Genomic DNA, 18,049 nt, shown 5'->3' with positions numbered 1-18,049 from the left:
GCACGGAATCGTCCCGTGTGCCGCGGCCGGGGGCCCGCCCGGAGTCGCTAGTCCTGCGCGAGGGCGCCGTCGGAGCTGAAGACCAGGCCCATCGAGACCTCGCCCTGCTGGATGGCGGCCTTGGTCGCCGGGCCGCCGGCGTCGAACTCGCGGAACTCGGCGAACTGCAGGCCGTAGGTCTCCTCGAGGCCCGGCTGGCAGAACGGCCGGGTCGGGCACTCGGCCGGCCCGCCCAGGACGAGCGACCCGTCGCCGCAGGCGTCGGCGAGCTCCGACAGCGTGCTCACGCCCAGCCCTTCTGCGAACTCCTGCGTCACGGCGAAGGCGTTCTGGTCGGCGGCCTCCGACGGCGTGCCGAAGGTCAGCCCGACCTGGTCGGCCAGCGGCTGCAGCGCGTCGCGGGTGGCCTGGGCGTCGCCGCTGGCGATCGGCGTCGGGTTGGGGCCGTTGACCTGGGCGTTGAGCGCCTCGGTGACGGTGGCCAGGTACTCGGGGAAGACCTGCAGGTCGGTGCCCGAGATCAGCGCCGGCAGGTAGAGGTCGCGGTTGCCCACCTCGCGCACGGTGGCGTCGAAGCCCGCGGCCCGCAGGACCCCGGCGTAGACGTTGGCCAGGATCGTCGACTCGGTGAAGTTGCCGGCGCCCACGATCACCGGCCCGCTGCCCTGCTCGAGGCCCTCGGTCACGCCGCTGTCCTCGACCCACTGCGCCGCGACGTCCTCGGCGCTCTGCCGCTCGAGGTCGACGGCGGCGTTCATGTCGATGAGCTGGTCGGTGGTCAGCGCCGCCGAGACCGCGTCGAGGGCCGGCACCAGCGCGGGGTTGGCCGCGGCGGTGGCCGAGGTCACCGCCGGCACGATGTTGTCGGCGTTCTGCAGCTCCTGGTCGTCCTCGAGGACGACCAGCTGGTCGCCGGCCACCGGGGCGCAGGCGTCGCCGCTGGCGGCCGAGCCGCTCGCGGTCGAGCCGCCGGTGCCCGAGGAGCCCGACTCGCCGCAGGCGGCGGTCAGGAGCAGACCGGTGAGCAGGAGAGGAGCCAGGGCGCGCTGCTTGCGCATGGTGTCCCGCCTTCTGTGTCCCGTGCGGCGTGCGGCCGCGACGCGTGTCTGGCGGGGGTCCCCCGCGCGGCCCATGCAACCCGCGGGCCCCGCACACCGACACCGCCCCCGCTGATGTGTTGCGCTCTCGTTACCTGCCCGCGATCAGCCGGAGACGCAGCTCACAGCGGCACTCCGCTGGCGGTGGGTTCCGGCACGGCGCCGTCCCGTGACGGCGTCGTGCGGGCGTGCAGGAACGGCAGCCGGCGCGGGCCCGGGGTGATCGCCCAGGACAGCACCGCGAGGACGAGCTCGGTGAGCAGCGCCAGGCCCGCCACGAGGATCGCGCCGGCGATCATCACGCCGTAGTCCTGCTGGCCGAACCCGAGGTTGATCAGCCGGCCCAGCCCTCCCCCGCCGACCAGCGCGGCCAGCCCCGCCGTCGCCACCACCTGGACCGCCGCGGTGCGGATGCCGGTGGTCACCAGCGGCAGGGCCAGCGGCAGCTCGACCCGGCCGAGCACCTGCGCCCGGCTCATCCCCATCCCGCGGGCCGCCTCCTTCACCTCGGGGTCGACGCCGCGGAAGCCGACGAAGGTGTTCGTGAGGATCGGCGGGACGGCGAACACCGCCAGCGCGATCGTCGTCGCGCGGTTGCCGAAGCCGATGGGGCTGACGGCGAAGAGGGTGAGCAGCGCGAGGGTCGGGACCGCCCGGCTGACGTTGGACAGGACGACGACCAGGCCCGCACCGCGGCGTGCCGTCCCCAGGGCGACGCCGACCGGCAGCGCCACGACCATCGCCGCGAGCACCGCGACGGCGGAGATGCCCAGGTGCTCCAGCGTCAGGTCGACGATGCCGTTGGGGCGGGTCCAGTTGAACGGGTCGTTGAGGTAGACCAGCGCCCGCGAGAAGTCGTTCACGTCCGCACCGCCCGCGTCCACGGGGTGAGCGCCCGCTCGGCGCCGGCCAGCAGGACGTCGGCCAGCAGCGCGAGCAGCACGCACCCGACCGCGCCGGTGACGATCTCGGCGCGGTAGAAGTTCGCCGCGAACCCGCCGGTGATCAGCTGCCCGAGCCCGCCGTGGCCGACCAGGACGCCGACCGTCGTCAGCGCCACCGTGGACACCGTGGCGATCCGCAGCCCCGCCATGAACGCCGGCAGGGCCAGCGGCAGGTCCACCCGCCAGAACGTCTGCGCGGGCGACAGCCCCATCCCCCGGGCCGCCTCGCGGACGTCGGCCGGGACGCCCTGCAGGCCGGCGAGGAAGTTCCGCACCAGGATGACCAGCGAGTAGGCGACCAGGCCGATGAGCACGGTGTTCGACGACAGCCCGGTGAAGGGAACCAGCAGGGCGAACATCGCCAGCGACGGGATCGTGTAGACGACCGTGGACAGGCCCAGCACCGGTGCCGACAGGAACCGGCTGCGCCGGGCGAGCACCGCCAGCGGCAGCGCGATGGCCGCGCCGATCACCACCGCCAGCACGGTCAGCCGGACGTGCTCGCCGGTGTAGGACAGGATGGAGTCCCAGTTCTCCGTCACGTAGGACGGGTCGAACCACGGGTTCGGCGCCTCGTCCACCGCGAGCAGCCCCGGCACCGGGTCGCTCACCGCGTCCAGCAGAGGGCGCGCACCCAGGGAGGTCACCCCGTGGACGCTACTGCCGATGGCGGCCGGGAGAGCAGCGCAGAGGAGATCCGGCTCGAGGGGGTCAGCAAGACCTACCCAGACGGCACGGTCGGCGTGGAGCGGCTGGACCTCACCTTCGCCGCGGGCGAGCTGTCGGTCCTGGTCGGCCCGTCCGGCTGCGGCAAGACCACGACGATGAAGATGATCAACCGGGTCATCGAGCCGACGACGGGGCGGATCCTGCTCGGCGGCGAGGACGTCACCCGCGTCGACGCCGACCGGCTGCGCCGCCGGATCGGCTACGTCATCCAGAACGTGGGCCTCTTCCCGCACCAGACCGTGCGGGACAACGTCGCCACCGTGCCGCGGCTGCTGGGCTGGGACAAGCGGCGCACCCGGGCCCGCGTCGACGAACTGCTGACCACCGTGGGCCTCGACCCCGCCGTCCACGGCGGGCGGTACCCGGCCCAGCTCTCCGGCGGCCAGCGGCAGCGGGCCGGCGTGGCCCGGGCGCTGGCGGCCGACCCCGCCGTCCTGCTGATGGACGAGCCGTTCTCCGCGGTGGACCCGGTGGTCCGCGAGCGGCTGCAGGCGGAGTTCCTCCGGCTGCAGGAGACGGTGCGCAAGACGATCGTGTTCGTCACCCACGACATCGAGGAGGCCGTCCGCCTCGGCGACCGGATCGCGGTCATGAGCACCCGCGGCCACGTCGAGCAGTTCGCGCCGCCCGCGGAGCTGCTCGGCCGGCCGGCCAGCGCCTTCGTCGCCGACTTCGTGGGCGCCGACCGCGGCCTCAAGCGGCTGGCGGTCACCGGCATCGGCCCCGACGACCTGGAGCGGCCGCCGGTCGTGCACGTGGCCGACGGGCTGGCCGACGCCCGCGCGTCGCTGGAGACCGGCGGCGCCCGCTGGGCCGTCGTCCTCGACGACGACGGCCGGCTGCACGGCTGGCTGTCGGCCGAGCGGGCCACGGGCGCCGGCACGGTCGGGTCGGCGGCGCACCGGATGGAGGCCTGGGTGCCCGTCGACGCGTCGCTCAAGACCGCCTTCGCGACGATGCTCCAGCACGAGGCCGGCTGGGTCGCGGTGCTCGACGGCGACGTCTTCCTCGGGGTGCTCACCCCCGAGTCGCTGCACGCGGCGCTGCGCCGCTCGGTGGAGGGGACGGCTCCGGAGACCGCCGGCCCGGTGCCCGCCCGGGGGTGAGCGGCTAGGCCCGGACGCCGTCCCCCTGCCGCGGGTCGTCGCGCTCCTCCGGCGGGATGCGGCAGACCGACTCCAGCCACAGCGCGGCGACGGTCAGCGCGACGGCGCACAGGACGCCGACGAGCGCGGTGACGGTGTCGTTCCCGGCCGCCTGCAGCCGGGACACCGCGGGGGCCACGTGCAGCAGCACCCCGGCCCAGATGCCGACGAACGCGGCGCCGACGAAGGCGCTGGCCTGCGCGAGCACCGCCAGCCGCGCCACCAGCAGCGGCTCGACGCGGCGCACCAGCGGCGCGCCGCGGTCAGCCGGCGGAGCCGCCTCTCCCCCGCGGGCGCTGCGCCGGGCGGCGCGCTCGGCCGCCAGCCGGGCGCGCAGCGTGCGGGCGCCCAGCGCCTCGACGACGGCGAGCAGCGCCAGCGGCACCGGCAGCCACCAGCGCAGCGGCGGCAGGCTGCCGTAGGTCACGCGGACCAGCAGCCAGGCGGCCAGCGCCAGCCCGACGGCGACGACGACCAGGTCGCGGCGGTTCACCGGCCTCAATGCAGGTGCTCCCAGCGCACGACCGCGGCCACGTCCTCCGGCGGGAGCGCGGCGACCAGGTCGGCCACCCTCCCGTGCCCGGGCAGCACCGCGGTCGGGTCCAGCGACAGCCACGGGACCAGCACGAACGCCCGCTCGTGCGCCCGCGGGTGCGGCAGCGTGAGCGCCGGGTCGTCGGAGAGGACCGGGGTGCCGTCGTCGGCGGTCACCGTGACGACGTCGACGTCGAGGGTGCGCGCGCCCCACCGCACCTCGCGGGTGCGCCCGGCGGCCTGTTCCAGCTCCTGCGCGCGGGCCAGCCAGCCGGCGGCGTCGCGGTCGCCGCGGACGAACACCACGGCGTTCAGGTAGGACGGCTGCTCGACCGGCCCCCACGGCGGCGTCTCGTACAGCGTCGAGCGGGCGACCAGGCCGTCGGCCCGGAGCGCCTCGATGGCGGTGCGCAGCGCCTTCGCGCGGTCGCCGAGGTTGGCGCCGAGCGAGAGCACGGCCCGGCTCATGGCGCACGCTCGCGGCGGATGGTGACGGTCACGTCGTCGAAGGGGACGCCGAGGTCGGCCTGCGGCTTGTGCACGGTGATCTCGGCGGCCTCGACCAGCGGGTCGGCGAGGCAGACGTCGGCCAGCCGCTGGCAGAGGGTCTCGAGCAGGTCCACCGGCTCCCCGGTGAGGACGGCGTGCAGCCGCTGGGCGAGCTCGGCGTAGTTGACCGTCTTCATCAGGTCGTCACCGGCCGCCGCCGGCGCGGTGTCCAGCTCCAGGACGGCGTCGACGGAGAAGGTCTGCCCGTTCTCGCGCTCGAAGCCGTAGACGCCGTGGTGGGCGTGCGCGGTCAGGCCGCGGACGGCGATCCGGTCGGGGACGCGGCGGTCAGTCACGGCGGGCCTCCTCGCGGGCGCGCTGGACGGCGGCCACGGTGCGCACGGCGTCGGCCGAGCCCGCGGCGTCGTGCACCCGCACGCCCCAGGCGCCGGCCTCCGCGGCCAGGACGGTGGTGGCCAGGGTGGCGGCGTCCCGGCCCGGCGCCGGGCGCAGCGCGCCGTCGGGGCCGGCGAGCAGGCGGCCGAGGAAGGACTTGCGGGAGGCGCCGACCAGCACGGGCAGGCCGAGGGACACGACCGCGGGCAGCGCGGCCAGCAGCGCCCAGTTGTGCGCCGCCTGCTTGGCGAAGCCCAGGCCGGGGTCGAGCACGAGCTGGGCGGCGTCCACGCCCGCCGCCAGCGCGGCGTCGACACGGCCGGACAGCTCCGCGCAGACCTCGGCGACGACGTCGCCGTAGGTGGCCTGCGTGTACATCTCCCGGCTGTGGCCGCGCCAGTGCATGAGCACCCACGGGACGCCGGCGTCGGCGACGAGTGCGGCCATGCCGTCGTCGGCCAGCCCGCCGCTGATGTCGTTGACCAGCACCGCCCCGGCCTCCAGCGCCGCCTCGGCCACCTCGGTGCGGGTGGTGTCGACGCTGACCCGCACGCCGGCGTCGGTGAGCTCGCGGACCACCGGGACGACGCGGCGGCGTTCCTCGGCGGCGTCCACGCGGTCGGCGCCCGGGCGGGTGGACTCACCGCCGACGTCGACGTAGTCGGCGCCCGCCGCGGCCATCGCCAGGCCGTGCGCGACCGCGGACGCCGTGTCGGCGAAGCAACCCCCGTCGGAGAAGGAGTCGGGCGTGACGTTGAGGACGCCCATCACCACGCACCGGCCCGGGTGCAGGAGCTCGGCGCGGCGGCCGGTCACCGGCCCAGGACGAGGCTCATCGCCTCGGCACGGGTGGCCGCGTTCTCCCGGAACATGCCGCGGACGGCCGAGGTGACCGTCGTCGACCCGGGCTTGCGGATGCCGCGCATCCCCATGCACAGGTGCTCGGCCTCGACGACGACGATCACGCCGCGCGGCTTGAGGTGCTCGGCCAGCGCGTCGGCGATCTGCCGGGTCATCCGCTCCTGCACCTGCGGGCGGCGGGCGTAGACGTCGACCAGGCGGGCCAGCTTGGACAGCCCGGTTACCCGGCCGTCGTCACCGGGGATGTACCCGACGTGCGCGGCGCCGTGGAAGGGCACCAGGTGGTGTTCGCAGGTCGAGTACATCGGGATGTCCCGGACCAGGACCATCTCGTCGTGGTCCTCGTCGAAGACGGTGGCGAGGACCTCGCCGGGGTCCTGCCAGAGGCCGGCGAAGGTCTCGGCGTAGGCCCGGGCGACCCGGGCGGGGGTGTCCCGCAACCCGGGCCGGTCCGGGTCCTCGCCCACCGCGAGCAGCAGCTCGCGGACGGCGGCCTCCGCCCGCGCCGAGTCGACCCGCGAGAAGTCCGGACGGACCTCGTCCTCGGCCTCTTCCGGGATCTCGCTCATCTCTGGACGGGGGCCCCGACGTCACCGACCGGGTTGTTGCCGCCCTTGACCAGCCCGTTGCCCGCCGCGGTGGCCCCGTGCCCGTTGGCCCCGTTGGCCTGGGCCGCCCGCTCGGCGGGGGTCAGCACCGGCGGCTGGTCCGACGGCGTGCGCTTGCCGAAGCCGTTGTAGGGAGCCAGCGACGGGCGCTTGGTGACCGGCGCGCAGATGCGGGCCATGTCGTCCTTGGAGAGGGTCTCCTTCTCCATCAGCTCGAGGACGAGCTGGTCGAGCACCGCCCGGTACTCCACGAGGATCTCCCACGCCTCGTCGTGGGCGGCCTCGATGAGGGCGCGGACCTCGGCGTCGATGTCGGCGGCGACGGCCTCGGAGTAGTCCGGCCGCGAGCCCATGTCCCGGCCGAGGAACGGCTCGGAGTCGGTGCTGCCGTACTTCACCGCGCCGAGCTTGGCGCTCATGCCGTACTGGGTGACCATCGCGCGGGCCATCGAGGTGGCCTTCTCGATGTCGTTGCCGGCACCGGTGGTCGGCTCGTGGAAGACCAGCTCCTCGGCCGCGCGCCCGCCGAGGGCGTAGGCCAGGGTGTCGATCATCTCCGAGCGGGTCTGGGTGTACTTGTCCTCGGTCGGCAGCACGAGCGTGTGCCCGAGCGAGCGGCCGCGCGGCAGGATCGTCACCTTGTGCACGGGGTCCAGGTTGGGCAGCGCGTGCGCCACCAGGGCGTGCCCGCCCTCGTGGTAGGCGGTGACCTTCTTCTCCTTCTCGCTCATCGCCCGCGTCTTGCGCTCGGGGCCGGCGATGACGCGGTCGATCGCCTCCTCGACGGTGGCGTCGGTGACGACCGAGTTGCCCTGGCGGGCGGTGAGCAGCGCGGCCTCGTTGAGCACGTTGGCCAGGTCCGCGCCGGTGAAGCCGGGGGTGCGGCGGGCGACGGTCTCGAGGTCGACGTCGGGCGCGAGCGGCTTGCCCTTGGCGTGCACCTCGAGGATCCGCTTGCGGCCCTCGAGGTCGGGTCGGTCGACGGCGATCTGCCGGTCGAAGCGGCCCGGGCGCAGCAGCGCGGGGTCGAGGATGTCCGGCCGGTTGGTGGCGGCGATCATGATGACGCCGCCCTTGACGTCGAAGCCGTCCATCTCGACGAGCATCTGGTTGAGCGTCTGCTCGCGCTCGTCGTGGCCGCCGCCCATGCCGGCGCCGCGGTGCCGGCCGACGGCGTCGATCTCGTCGACGAAGATGATCGCCGGCGCGTTCTGCTTGGCCTGCTCGAACAGGTCGCGGACCCGGCTGGCGCCGACGCCGACGAACATCTCGACGAAGTCCGACCCGGAGATCGAGAAGAACGGCACGCCGGCCTCACCGGCCACCGCGCGGGCCAGCAGCGTCTTGCCGGTGCCGGGCGGGCCGAACAGCAGCACGCCCTTGGGGATCTTGGCGCCGACGGCCTGGAACTTGACCGGGTTGGCGAGGAAGTCCTTGATCTCCTGCAGTTCCTCGATGGCCTCGTCGGCGCCGGCGACGTCGGCGAACGTCGTCTTCGGCATGTCCTTGCTGACCGTCTTGGCCTTGGACTTGCCGAAGGCCATGACGCCGCGGCCGCCGCCCTGCATCGAGTTGAACAGCCAGAACAGCAGCAGCAGGAGGATGAGGAAGGGCAGGAAGCTGATCAGGACGCTGACGAAGACGTTGTCCTGCGTGACGTTCGTGGTGAAGTCGACGCCGTCACCGGTGCTCTGGCCGTTCGCGTCGATCCCCGAGACCAGGGCGAAGACGTCGTCGGAGGCCCCGATCGGGTAGGACGCGCTGATCTGGTCGCTGCCCTCGTAGGGGTCGCGCAGGTCGAGGTCGAGGGTCTGTTCCTTGTCGTTGATCGTGACCGACTCGACGTTGCCGTCCTCGATCTGCTGCAGCGCGACCGAGGTGTTGACCTGCTCGTAGCTGGAGCCGCCGCCGAGGAAGGTGGACAGCCCGAGGGCCACCAGGACGACGAGGACGACCCAGAACCACACGGAGCGGAAGATCTTCTTGCGTTCCATACACCGATGCCGGGCGGCCGGGGGGCTCCGGCCTGGCCCGTCGACCCTCCTGATCGCGTCCGGTGACGCTCCGCGCGACCCGGGCGGGCACCCTGGCGCTCGGTCCAGCGTCGTTGCGGTCGACGGTACACCGGAGAGGCTGCGCGTCCCCTGTGTGCGAGCTGCCCGGGTGCTGTGCCCTCCCCCGTCCTGGGGACCCCGCCCGACAGGGCGGTGTCGTGCCCGAGTGGGGCCCGGAGGGCTCCGCGACGGGCGCGACGGTCAGGCTCAGCGCGGGCCGGGGACGGCGCCTGGCCGCGGTGTCGGCCGGTAGGCCGACCGGTTACGACGCGTAGACCTCGGGCTTGAGCGTCCCGATGTAGGGCAGGTCGCGGTAGCGCTCGGCGTAGTCGAGGCCGTAGCCGACGACGAACTCGTTGGGGATGTCGAACCCGACGTAGCGCACCGGCACCTCGACCTTGATCGCGTCGGGCTTGCGCAGCAGCGCGCACACCTCCAGCGAGGCGGGCCGGCGGCTGCCGAGGTTCTTGAGCAGCCAGGACAGGGTCAGCCCGGAGTCGATGATGTCCTCGAGGACGAGCACGTCCTTGCCGGAGATGTCCCGGTCGAGGTCCTTGAGGATGCGCACGACCCCCGAGGAGCTGGTGGAGCTGCCGTAGGAGGAGACGGCCATGAACTCCATCTGGGTGGGCAGCCGCAGCGCCCGGGCGAAGTCGCTCATGAACAGCACCGCGCCCTTGAGGACGCCGACGAGCAGGACCTCCCGGCCCTCGTAGTCCCGCGCGATCTGGTCGGCCAGCTCGGTGATCTTGTCCTGGATCTGCTGCTCGGACAGCAGCACGTGGTCGATGTCGGGGCCGTAGCCGTGGTCGGGCCCCAGCACGACAGGGGTCGACGCGGTCTCGCTCACGGACGCTGCTCCTCGGGGTCGGGGGCGGTTCCGGCCCTCCCGCCCCGGGAGCCGGCGGGCCGCAGCACCAGCCTGCCAGACGCCCGGAGCACCTCCGCACCGCCCGGGAGGGCCACCGGCCCCTGCCCGCGCCACCCGGTCAGCAGCGCGTCGACGGCGGCGAGGTGCACCGCCTGCAGGTCGCCGACCCCCGCCCCGCGCAGCCAACCGCGCAGCACCCGGCGGCGCAGCGCGGCCGGCAGCGGCGCCAGGTCCGCGACCGGCAGGCCGTCCGGGCCGGCGAGCCGGGCGAGGTGGCCGCCGGCCAGCGCGTCGAGCGCGTCGAGGTCCTCGCGCAGCTGCTCCGCCGTCCGGGCGAGGGCGGGGGCGACGCCGCCGCCGAGCACGTCCTCCAGCAGCGGCAGCACCTCGGCGCGCAGCCGCGCGCGGCGGTAGGCCGGGTCGGTGTTCCACGGGTCGTCCCACACCGGCAGGCCCAGGGCCGCGCAGGCGGCCCGGGTGGTGGCCCGGCGGACGCCGAGCAGGGGCCGCCAGAACGGCGGGCGCTCGGCCACCATCCCGGCCACCGACCGCGGGCCCGAGCCGCGGCCCAGCCCGAGCAGCACGGTCTCGGCCTGGTCGTCGAGGGTGTGGCCGAGGGCGATCCGCGCGCCGTGCTCCCGCGCGCACCCGGTCAGGGCCGCGTACCGGGCGGCGCGGGCCGCGCCCTCGGGGCCGCCCCCGGTGCCCACCTCGACCGGGACGACCAGCACGGGGTCCAGCCCCGTCCCGCGCAGCAGGTCGGCGGTGTCGCGCGCGCGCTGCGCCGAGCCCGGCTGCAGGCCGTGGTCGACGGTCACCGCGCCCGCGGGCACCCCGGCGCGCGGGGCCTCGAAGGCGACCGCGGCGGCCAGCGCGAGGGAGTCCGCTCCCCCGCTGACGGCGACCAGCACGGGCTGCCCGGACGCCCGCAGGCCCGGCCGGACGGCGCTGCGGACCCGCGCGACGGGGACCGGCGGGCCGCTCACCGCGCCCCGGGGGTCAGGCGGTCACGGCCGGGCGGCCGTGCACCCGCTCGACCCACCGGGCGGGGTCGGTGAGCTCCTCGACCAGCGGCAGGGTCTCCGGGCCGGTCCACACCCGGTTGAAGCCCTCCATGCCGACGAGGTCCACGACGCCGCCGACGAAGGTCCGCCCGTCGGCGTACTGCTTCATCTTCTGCTCCAGGCCCAGCAGCCGGCGCAGCACGCGGTCGAGCGGGCCGCGGCCCTTGCGGCGCTGCGCGAAGCGCTTGCGCAGCGTCCGGACCGAGGGCACGACGTCGGGGCCGACACCGTCCATGACGAACTCGGCGTGCCCCTCGACCAGGCTCATCACCGCGGTGACCCGGTCGAGGACGGCGCGCTGCTCGGGGTCGCGCACCAGCGCCATCAGCCCCTGGGAGCCCTCGTCGCCGTCCCCGCCGCGGACGGCGTCGGCGATCCCGCGGACCAGGTCGGACATCCGGTCGCGCAGCGCGTCGGGGCTGAGGTCGGTGGCCTCGATGAACTCGGCGATCTGCGCCTCGAGGTGGTCGCGCAGCCACGGGAAGGCGGTGAACTGCAGCTGGTGGGTGACCTCGTGCAGGCACACCCACATGCGGAAGTCGGTCGGGTCGACGCCCAGCTTGCGCTCGGCGTCGACGACGTTCGGCGCCACCAGCAGCAGCCGCCCGCCGGTGCCGAACACCTCGTACTGGCCGAGGACGCGGGAGGAGAGGAAGGCCAGCAGCCCGCCGGCCTGGACGCCGGTGGCCCGGGAGCCGATCGCGGTGGCCAGCGGCCCGGGCCGGCTCTCCGAGCGCTCGGTGAGCGCGGTGACCAGCGGGTCCAGCAGCGCGGCCATGCCGGTGGTGTTGGCGTCGATCCAGCCGGGCCGGTCGACGACGGCGACCTCCGGCACGGGGCCGCCCGCGACCGGGTGCAGCCCGGTCAGGCCCTCGACGTGGGCGACGGCGGCCGCGGCGGCCTCGTGCAGCTCGCGGACGACGGCGGCGGCCTCCTCCCGCGTGGTGGCGGGCCCGGGCCCGGCCAGGCGGCGGGCGGTGCGCCCGGCGAGCTCCCAGTCGACCAGTGCACTGCTCGTCATCGCCTCACCGTACGCGCGGAGGCCGGGCGTCGGCCCCGTTCAGCGGCACCCGCAGGCGGCGAGCGCCGCGGCCACGGCGTCCAGCGCCGCCTCCTCGGGTCCGCCGCCGCCGGTGGTGCCGTTGGCCACGAGCGCGTAGGCCAGCAGCCGGCCGTCGGCGGTGACCACGGTGCCGGCGAGGGCGTGCACGCCGAGCAGCGTGCCGGTCTTACCGCGCACCGCGCCGGGGGCGGTGGCCGGGTCGGCGTCGCCGCGGTCGGCGAGCGTGCCGTCGTAGCCGGCCACGGCCAGGCCGGAGACGACCGCCGAGGCGCCGGGCAGGGAGCCGTCGGCGGCGCCGGTGACCACGTCGGCGAGCAGGTCGGGGGTGACCAGGTCCAGCCGGGACAGCCCGCTGCCGTCGTACAGCTCGACGTCGGTGGTGTCGAGGCCGGCGTCGGCCAGCGCACCGGTGACCGCCTCCGCCGAGCCCTCGAACGTGGGCGGCAGGCCGCGGGCCCGGGCGACGTGGCGGGCCAGCGAGTCGGCCAGCAGGTTGTCCGACTGCGACAGCGCCTGCTCGACCAGCCGCGCGACCGGCGCCGAGCGGACGGTGCCCAGCGTCGTCGCGCCGTCGGGGGCCTCCCCGAGCTCGACGGCCGCGTCCGGGACGCCGAGCGCCTCGGCCAGGGCCCGCCCGGCGTCGGCGCCGGGCTGGCCGCTGCGGGCGTTCTCCCCCGGGACCACCCGCGCGCCGTCCACCGCGGCCGCGGTGACAGGGGCGGCGTAGCTCGAGGGCGCGTCCTCCGGCCCCCAGCCCTCCGCGGTCAGCGGCCCCTCGAACAGCGAGGTGTCGACGACGACCCGGCCCACCGTCGCGCCCGGCGGCAGCGCGGCCCGCACCTGGGCCGCGAGGTCGGCGATGGTGGCCGCGCCCGGGTAGGTGAGCGAGGGGCTGGTCGTGGACAGGGTCGGGTCACCGCCGCCGACGAGGACGACCTCGTCCGGGGCCGCCCCGGCGACGACCGTCGTCTCGAGCGTGTCGTCGGGGTCCAGGGCGGTCAGCGCCGCGACGGCGGTGAGCAGCTTGGCCGTCGAGGCCGGGGTCACCGGGTCACCGGCGCCCTGGTCGACCAGCGTCTCCCCCGTGGCGACGTCGACCACCTCGGCGTTCACCCCGCGGGCCAGCGCCGGGACGGCCAGCAGCGGGCCCAGCTCGGCGGCGAGGACGTCGGGGTCGGGGGTGGGCGCGTCGGAGGCGAGCGCGGCGAGCACGGGCGCGGGGTCGCCGACGTCGGGCAGCACCGCGGCGGGCCCGGCGGCGGCGCCCGTGGCGTCGTCGTCCCGGGTGAGGAACAGGACCCCGCCGACGACCAGCGCGGCCACCAGCAGCACGGCCAGGGCGCTGATCAGCAGGCGCCGGCGCAGCCGCCGGTAGCTCGGCGTGACCGTCGTCGGACCGTTCGGCGCGATGCTGCCCACCCCCCGTACGAGACCCCGGGGCGGACCTGCGCCGGTGGGCCTGATACCGGTGGGCCACACTACGTGCCGTGCAGTTCGACGTGACGATCGAGATCCCCAAGGGCCAGCGCAACAAGTACGAGCTGGACCACGCCACCGGACGCATCCGGCTCGACCGGATGCTGTTCACCTCCACGCGGTACCCGGCCGACTACGGGTACATCGAGAACACCCTGGGTCAGGACGGCGACCCGCTCGACGCCCTCGTGCTGCTCGAGGAGCCGACCTTCCCCGGGTGCCTCATCACCTGCCGGGCCATCGGCATGTTCCGGATGACCGACGAGAAGGGCGGGGACGACAAGGTCCTCACCGTCCCGGCCACGGACCCGCGCATGGCCCACCTGCAGGACATCACCGACGTCTCGGAGTTCGACCGGCTGGAGATCCAGCACTTCTTCGAGACCTACAAGGACCTCGAGCCGGGCAAGTCGGTCGAGGGCGCCGAGTGGGTCGGCCGGGCCGAGGCCCAGGCCGAGATCGACGCCTCCATCAAGCGGGCCCAGGAGGCCGGCGGCCACTGACCGCCGCCCCCGGGCGATCCACCGGCCCTCCGAGCGCACGACGGACGACGCACGGCGGTGCACCTCTCCGCGGGGTGCACCGCCGTCGTCGTGTCAGCGCCGGGTGTCGTGCAGGACGAGGGTCAGGAACCCCAGCTCGCCGCGGTAGCCCTCCAGCCACTGCCGCCGGTGCGTGCGGGCGGCCTCCAGGGCGGCGGCGCGGTCCTCCCCCGTCGCCTCGGTCAGCGCCCACTCGGTGACCGCGCCGGTCCAGCACCACTCGTACTCGTCCCACTCGGCGAGCGTGGACAGGTGGCCGTAGCCGGGCTCGAAGCCGGCCCGGGTCACCTCGGCCAGCAGCCCGGGCAGGTCCGGCAGCTCACCGGGCTCGGCGCCGAGCCCGGCCAGCGCCGCCTCGCCGCGCCCCGCCTCCCAGAAGCCGTCGCCGAACAGCACCCGGCCGCCGGGGCGCAGGTGGCCGCGCACCGCGTCGAGGGTCCCGGCCGGTCCGCCGAAGGCGTGCGTGGCGCCGATGCAGACGACGACGTCGAACCGCCCGCCGCGCCAGGCCGCCGCGTCGGCCTGCACGAACTCGACCCGGCCGACCAGGCCGCCGAGCGCGGCGCGGTCCCGGGCGGCGTCGAGGGCGGGCGCGGAGGTGTCCACGCCGACGCCGACGACGCCGGGGTGGGCGGCCACCAGCGGCAGCAGCCAGGCGCCGGAGCCGCAGCCGAGGTCGAGCACCCGGCCGTCCTCGGGCGGGGCCAGCCGCGCGACCAGCCGGGCGAGGGCGTCGTCGGAGACGGGGGCCGCGACCGGGTGCCAGCGGTGGGCGACGGCGCTGAGGAGGGCTCTGTCCACGCCGGCAGTCTGGCGCAGCCCGCCGGGTCAGATGAGGCCGCGGGAGCGCAGCTCGCGCAGCTCGGCGAACACCCGCCGGCGGATGAGGTCCTCGTCGCGCTCGGCGAGGCCGATGAACCGCAGGGACAGCTCGGGGCGCTTGTCCTCGCGGGTGTGGCGCCGGACGACCTCCGCCTTCACGGCGACGGCCCGGCCGTCGACGTCGAGGCGCACGTGCACCACGCCGCCGGGCTCCAGGGCCCCGGTGCGGTCGGGCTCGCCGTCGAGCAGGCAGTGCGTGCCGCCCTCGCTCAGGTCCCGCGTGGTCCCCGAGCGCTTCTGGCCGCCGGCGGTGACCTCGACGGGCACGGACAGCGGGGCGCGCACGGCGGCCCGGCGCTGCCCGCGCGAGGCCGGACCGGTGAGCCGGAGCCGCCACGTCGGCGCGTCGCCGCCGCGCGCCTCCAGCAGCTCGGCGGGCACCGACCGCAGCTCCTCGGGGCCCCGCCAGACCAGCTCCAGGGTCTCCCCCGGCTCCAGCCGTACCCGGCGCTGCGAGGCGTCCTGTGCCACGCTGACGACGAGTTCGCCGCCCGTCGCCTCCTCGACGAAGCTGGTCAGCACGTCGTCGCGGCTGACCGCCTTCACGTCGAGCACGGTCCTGTCCTCGGGGTAGTCCACTCCCGGGGTGGCCATGGCCGATCTCCCTCTCTGCGTACCCGTCACCAGTTGCGGACGGCATCGTTCCGCGCGATTCGCCGGAGAGGCCCACCCCGCCCGGCCGTGTCGCCCGGAGGGGGGTCCTGCCGGAGTCCTCGTCCCCCCATCGGCAGGGGTGGCGGGGATCTCCAGTCGGGCGGGGAACGGAGCGTCGGCCCTCAGCCGCCGACGTAGTCCGCGAGGTGCTCGCCGGTGAGGGTGGAGCGGGCGGCGACCAGGTCGGCGGGCGTGCCCTCGAAGACGACCCGGCCGCCGTCGTGGCCGGCCCCGGGACCGAGGTCGACGATCCAGTCGGCGTGCGCCATGACCGCCTGGTGGTGCTCGATGACGACCACCGACCGGCCGGAGTCGACGAGCCGGTCGAGCAGGGCGAGCAGGTTCTCGACGTCGGCGAGGTGCAGGCCGGTGGTCGGCTCGTCGAGCACGTAGACCGCGCCCTCGTCGGCCATCTGGGCGGCCAGCTTCAGCCGCTGCCGCTCGCCGCCGGACAGCGTGGTGAGGGGCTGGCCGAGGGTGAGGTAGCCGAGCCCGACGTCGGCGAGCCGGTCGAGCACCCTCGCCGCGGCGGGCGTGCGGGCCTCGCCGGAGCCGAAGAACTCCCGGGCCTCGGCGACCGGCATCGCGAGCACCTCGCTGATGTCCCTGCCGCCGAGGTGGTACTCGAGCACCGAGGCGTCGAACCGCCGGCCCTCGCACTGCTCGCAGGGGGTGGCGACGCCGGCCATCATCCCGAGGTCGGTGTAGACGACCCCGGCGCCGTTGCAGGTGGGGCAGGCGCCCTCGGAGTTGGCGCTGAACAGCGCGGGCTTGACCCCGTTGGCCTTGGCGAACGCCTTGCGGATCGGGTCCAGCAGGCCGGTGTAGGTGGCCGGGTTGCTCCGCCGCGAGCCACGGATCGCGGTCTGGTCGACGGTCACGACGCCCTCCCGGCCCGCCACCGAGCCGTGGACCAGCGAGCTCTTGCCCGACCCGGCGACCCCGGTGACGACGACGAGCACGCCGAGCGGGATGTCGACGTCGACGCCCTGCAGGTTGTGCGTGCGGGCGCCGCGGACCTCCAGCGCGCCGGTCGGCGTGCGCACCGAGGTCTTGAGCGCGGCCCGGTCGTCCAGGTGCCGCCCGGTCAGTGTGCCGCTGGCCCGCAGCCCCTCGACGGTGCCCTCGAACACCACCTCGCCGCCGGCGGTGCCGGCCCCGGGGCCGAGGTCGACGACGTGGTCGGCGATCGCGATCGCCTCCGGCTTGTGCTCGACGACGAGCACGGTGTTGCCCTTGTCCCGCAGCTGCAGCAGGAGGTCGTTCATCCGCTGGATGTCGTGGGGGTGCAGGCCGACGGTGGGCTCGTCGAAGACGTAGGTGACGTCGGTGAGGGCGGAGCCGAGGTGGCGGATCATCTTGGTGCGCTGGGCCTCGCCGCCGGACAGCGTGCCCGAGGGGCGGTCGAGGGACAGGTAGCCCAGCCCGATCTCGACGAAGGAGTCCAGCGTCGCGCGCAGCGCCGAGAGCAGCGGGGCCACGGAGGGCTCGTCGAGGTCGCGGACCCACTCGGCGAGGTCGCTGATCTGCATCGCGCAGAGGTCGGCGATGCTGGCGCCGCGGATCCTCGAGGACCGGGCGGCCTCGCTGAGCCGGGAGCCGCCGCACTCGGGGCAGGTGGTGAAGGTGATCGCCCGCTCGACGAAGGCGCGGACGTGCGGCTGCATCGCGTCGACGTCCTTGGACAGCATCGACTTCTGGATCTTGGGGATGACGCCCTCGTAGGTGAGGTTGATCCCCTCGACCTTGATCTTCGTCGGCTCGCTGTAGAGGAGCGTGTCCAGCTCCCGCTTCGTGAACTGCGCGATCGGCTTGTCCATGGGCAGCCCGGCGCCGGTGAAGATGCGGCCGTACCAGCCGTCCATGCTGTAGCCGGGAACGGTCAGCGCGCCCTCGTTGAGCGACTTGCGCTCGTCGTAGAGGGCGGACAGGTCGATGTCGTTGACCCGGCCCATCCCCTCGCAGCGGGGGCACATGCCGCCGGTGATGCTGAACTCCCGGCGCTCCTTGACCTCGCGCCCGCCCCGCTCGAGCGTGACCGCGCCGGCGCCGCTGATCGAGGCGACGTTGAAGGAGAACGCCTGGGGCCCGCCGACGTGCGGCTGCCCGAGCCGGCTGAACAGGATGCGCAGCATCGCGTTGGCGTCGGTCGCGGTGCCGACCGTGGAGCGCGGGTTGGCGCCCATCCGCTCCTGGTCGACGATGATCGCCGTCGTCAGGCCGTCGAGGACGTCGACGTCGGGGCGGGCCAGCGTGGGCATGAAGCCCTGCACGAAGGCGCTGTAGGTCTCGTTGATCAGCCGCTGGGACTCCGCGGCGATCGTGCCGAACACCAGGGAGCTCTTGCCCGAGCCGGAGACGCCGGTGAAGACCGTCAGGCGGCGCTTGGGCAGCTCGACGCTGACGTCCTTGAGGTTGTTCTCGCGCGCGCCGTGCACGCGGATGAGGTCGTGGGAGTCGGCCGCGTGCGATCCGGACGCCGGCCGGTCGGTGCTGGTGGCGGTGCTCATCGTCTCTCCATCCGGTGTGCGCCTGCGTCGTCGGCGCGTTCGCTGTCTACCTGGTGGGGGTGACGGTCGGCACGGGACGACGCCCGTCCGGCGGACACCGGGCGGGCGTCGTGCTCGCGGGACGGCGGGC

The 18,049-nt window shown here is 75.1% G+C and carries 18 protein-coding genes; 2 read left to right on the top strand and 16 right to left on the bottom strand.

Features of this window, described 5'->3' with window-relative positions:
- Positions 1-47 precede the first annotated feature (47 nt).
- The 3 genes from ACI8AR_RS11835 to ACI8AR_RS11825 all read right to left on the bottom strand — a co-directional run bounded on the left by ACI8AR_RS11835 (position 48) and on the right by ACI8AR_RS11825 (position 2,688).
- Positions 48-1,058, bottom strand: coding sequence for a glycine betaine ABC transporter substrate-binding protein (locus tag ACI8AR_RS11835; protein ID WP_457051208.1), 1,011 nt, complete (start codon positions 1,056-1,058; stop codon positions 48-50).
- 161 nt (positions 1,059-1,219) lie between these two features.
- Positions 1,220-1,960 (bottom strand): ABC transporter permease, encoded by a 741-nt coding sequence (locus tag ACI8AR_RS11830; protein ID WP_457051207.1) that lies wholly within the window; start codon positions 1,958-1,960, stop codon positions 1,220-1,222.
- Positions 1,957-2,688: an ABC transporter permease gene (locus ACI8AR_RS11825; RefSeq protein WP_457051206.1), complete on the bottom strand. Its 732-nt coding sequence runs from the start codon at positions 2,686-2,688 to the stop codon at positions 1,957-1,959. Before ACI8AR_RS11825 ends, ACI8AR_RS11830 begins: the two co-directional genes overlap by 4 nt.
- A gap of 3 nt (positions 2,689-2,691) precedes the next feature.
- Here ACI8AR_RS11825 and ACI8AR_RS11820 point away from each other — a divergent pair, with 3 nt between their 5' ends.
- The gene (locus ACI8AR_RS11820; protein WP_457051205.1) at positions 2,692-3,876 is read left to right on the top strand and encodes an ABC transporter ATP-binding protein; all 1,185 of its coding nucleotides are present in this window, start codon (positions 2,692-2,694) and stop codon (positions 3,874-3,876) included.
- 4 nt (positions 3,877-3,880) lie between these two features.
- On the opposite strand, the gene ACI8AR_RS11815 is transcribed toward ACI8AR_RS11820, so the two are convergent.
- The 10 genes from ACI8AR_RS11815 to dacB all read right to left on the bottom strand — a co-directional run bounded on the left by ACI8AR_RS11815 (position 3,881) and on the right by dacB (position 13,274).
- Positions 3,881-4,408, bottom strand: coding sequence for a DUF3180 domain-containing protein (locus tag ACI8AR_RS11815; protein WP_457051204.1), 528 nt, complete (start codon positions 4,406-4,408; stop codon positions 3,881-3,883).
- Positions 4,409-4,413: 5 nt separating this feature from the next.
- Positions 4,414-4,917: a 2-amino-4-hydroxy-6-hydroxymethyldihydropteridine diphosphokinase gene (gene folK, locus ACI8AR_RS11810; protein WP_457051203.1), complete on the bottom strand. Its 504-nt coding sequence runs from the start codon at positions 4,915-4,917 to the stop codon at positions 4,414-4,416.
- Positions 4,914-5,294 carry a dihydroneopterin aldolase gene (gene folB / locus ACI8AR_RS11805; RefSeq protein ID WP_457051202.1) on the bottom strand — a complete coding sequence of 127 codons (381 nt, stop codon included), beginning with the start codon at positions 5,292-5,294 and terminating at the stop codon, positions 4,914-4,916. Before folB ends, folK begins: the two co-directional genes overlap by 4 nt.
- The gene (gene folP, locus ACI8AR_RS11800; RefSeq protein WP_457051201.1) at positions 5,287-6,150 is read right to left on the bottom strand and encodes a dihydropteroate synthase; all 864 of its coding nucleotides are present in this window, start codon (positions 6,148-6,150) and stop codon (positions 5,287-5,289) included. Before folP ends, folB begins: the two co-directional genes overlap by 8 nt.
- The gene (gene folE / locus ACI8AR_RS11795) at positions 6,147-6,764 is read right to left on the bottom strand and encodes a GTP cyclohydrolase I FolE (protein ID WP_456930044.1); all 618 of its coding nucleotides are present in this window, start codon (positions 6,762-6,764) and stop codon (positions 6,147-6,149) included. Before folE ends, folP begins: the two co-directional genes overlap by 4 nt.
- The gene (ftsH, locus tag ACI8AR_RS11790; protein WP_457051200.1) at positions 6,761-8,797 is read right to left on the bottom strand and encodes an ATP-dependent zinc metalloprotease FtsH; all 2,037 of its coding nucleotides are present in this window, start codon (positions 8,795-8,797) and stop codon (positions 6,761-6,763) included. The genes folE and ftsH overlap by 4 nt, the downstream gene beginning before the upstream one ends.
- 322 nt (positions 8,798-9,119) lie before the next feature.
- Complete coding sequence (gene hpt, locus ACI8AR_RS11785; protein ID WP_456936727.1) at positions 9,120-9,707, bottom strand: hypoxanthine phosphoribosyltransferase; 588 nt, start codon at positions 9,705-9,707, stop codon at positions 9,120-9,122.
- Positions 9,704-10,714 carry a tRNA lysidine(34) synthetase TilS gene (gene tilS, locus ACI8AR_RS11780; RefSeq protein ID WP_457051199.1) on the bottom strand — a complete coding sequence of 337 codons (1,011 nt, stop codon included), beginning with the start codon at positions 10,712-10,714 and terminating at the stop codon, positions 9,704-9,706. Before tilS ends, hpt begins: the two co-directional genes overlap by 4 nt.
- Positions 10,715-10,727: 13 nt before the next feature.
- Complete coding sequence (locus ACI8AR_RS11775) at positions 10,728-11,813, bottom strand: zinc-dependent metalloprotease (protein WP_457051198.1); 1,086 nt, start codon at positions 11,811-11,813, stop codon at positions 10,728-10,730.
- A gap of 39 nt (positions 11,814-11,852) precedes the next feature.
- Positions 11,853-13,274, bottom strand: coding sequence for a D-alanyl-D-alanine carboxypeptidase/D-alanyl-D-alanine endopeptidase (gene dacB / locus ACI8AR_RS11770; RefSeq protein ID WP_457051197.1), 1,422 nt, complete (start codon positions 13,272-13,274; stop codon positions 11,853-11,855).
- 68 nt (positions 13,275-13,342) lie between these two features.
- Here dacB and ACI8AR_RS11765 point away from each other — a divergent pair, with 68 nt between their 5' ends.
- A complete protein-coding gene (locus tag ACI8AR_RS11765; protein ID WP_387987239.1) occupies positions 13,343-13,834 on the top strand; it encodes an inorganic diphosphatase in 492 nt (163 codons plus the stop codon).
- A gap of 93 nt (positions 13,835-13,927) precedes the next feature.
- Here ACI8AR_RS11765 and ACI8AR_RS11760 read toward each other — a convergent pair whose 3' ends face one another.
- The 3 genes from ACI8AR_RS11760 to ACI8AR_RS11750 all read right to left on the bottom strand — a co-directional run bounded on the left by ACI8AR_RS11760 (position 13,928) and on the right by ACI8AR_RS11750 (position 17,919).
- Positions 13,928-14,674 carry an SAM-dependent methyltransferase gene (locus tag ACI8AR_RS11760; RefSeq protein WP_457051196.1) on the bottom strand — a complete coding sequence of 249 codons (747 nt, stop codon included), beginning with the start codon at positions 14,672-14,674 and terminating at the stop codon, positions 13,928-13,930.
- A gap of 27 nt (positions 14,675-14,701) precedes the next feature.
- Positions 14,702-15,349 (bottom strand): flagellar brake protein, encoded by a 648-nt coding sequence (locus ACI8AR_RS11755; RefSeq protein WP_457051195.1) that lies wholly within the window; start codon positions 15,347-15,349, stop codon positions 14,702-14,704.
- A 182-nt stretch (positions 15,350-15,531) separates the two neighbouring features.
- A complete protein-coding gene (locus ACI8AR_RS11750) occupies positions 15,532-17,919 on the bottom strand; it encodes an ATP-binding cassette domain-containing protein (RefSeq protein ID WP_457051194.1) in 2,388 nt (795 codons plus the stop codon).
- Between the last annotated feature and the right edge of the window lie 130 nt (positions 17,920-18,049).

Source organism: Geodermatophilus sp. SYSU D01036 (assembly GCF_054050435.1).
This window is presented reverse-complemented; position numbering and strand designations above follow the sequence as displayed.

Coding starts and splice junctions, on each gene's coding strand:
- ACI8AR_RS11835 (WP_457051208.1), bottom strand. CDS start 1,058: ATGCGCAAGCAGCGCGCCCTGGCTCCTCTCCTGCTCACCGGTCTGCTC.
- folK (WP_457051203.1), bottom strand. CDS start 4,917: ATGAGCCGGGCCGTGCTCTCGCTCGGCGCCAACCTCGGCGACCGCGCG.
- folE (WP_456930044.1), bottom strand. CDS start 6,764: ATGAGCGAGATCCCGGAAGAGGCCGAGGACGAGGTCCGTCCGGACTTC.
- ftsH (WP_457051200.1), bottom strand. CDS start 8,797: ATGGAACGCAAGAAGATCTTCCGCTCCGTGTGGTTCTGGGTCGTCCTC.
- ACI8AR_RS11775 (WP_457051198.1), bottom strand. CDS start 11,813: ATGACGAGCAGTGCACTGGTCGACTGGGAGCTCGCCGGGCGCACCGCC.
- ACI8AR_RS11755 (WP_457051195.1), bottom strand. CDS start 15,349: ATGGCCACCCCGGGAGTGGACTACCCCGAGGACAGGACCGTGCTCGAC.
- ACI8AR_RS11750 (WP_457051194.1), bottom strand. CDS start 17,919: ATGAGCACCGCCACCAGCACCGACCGGCCGGCGTCCGGATCGCACGCG.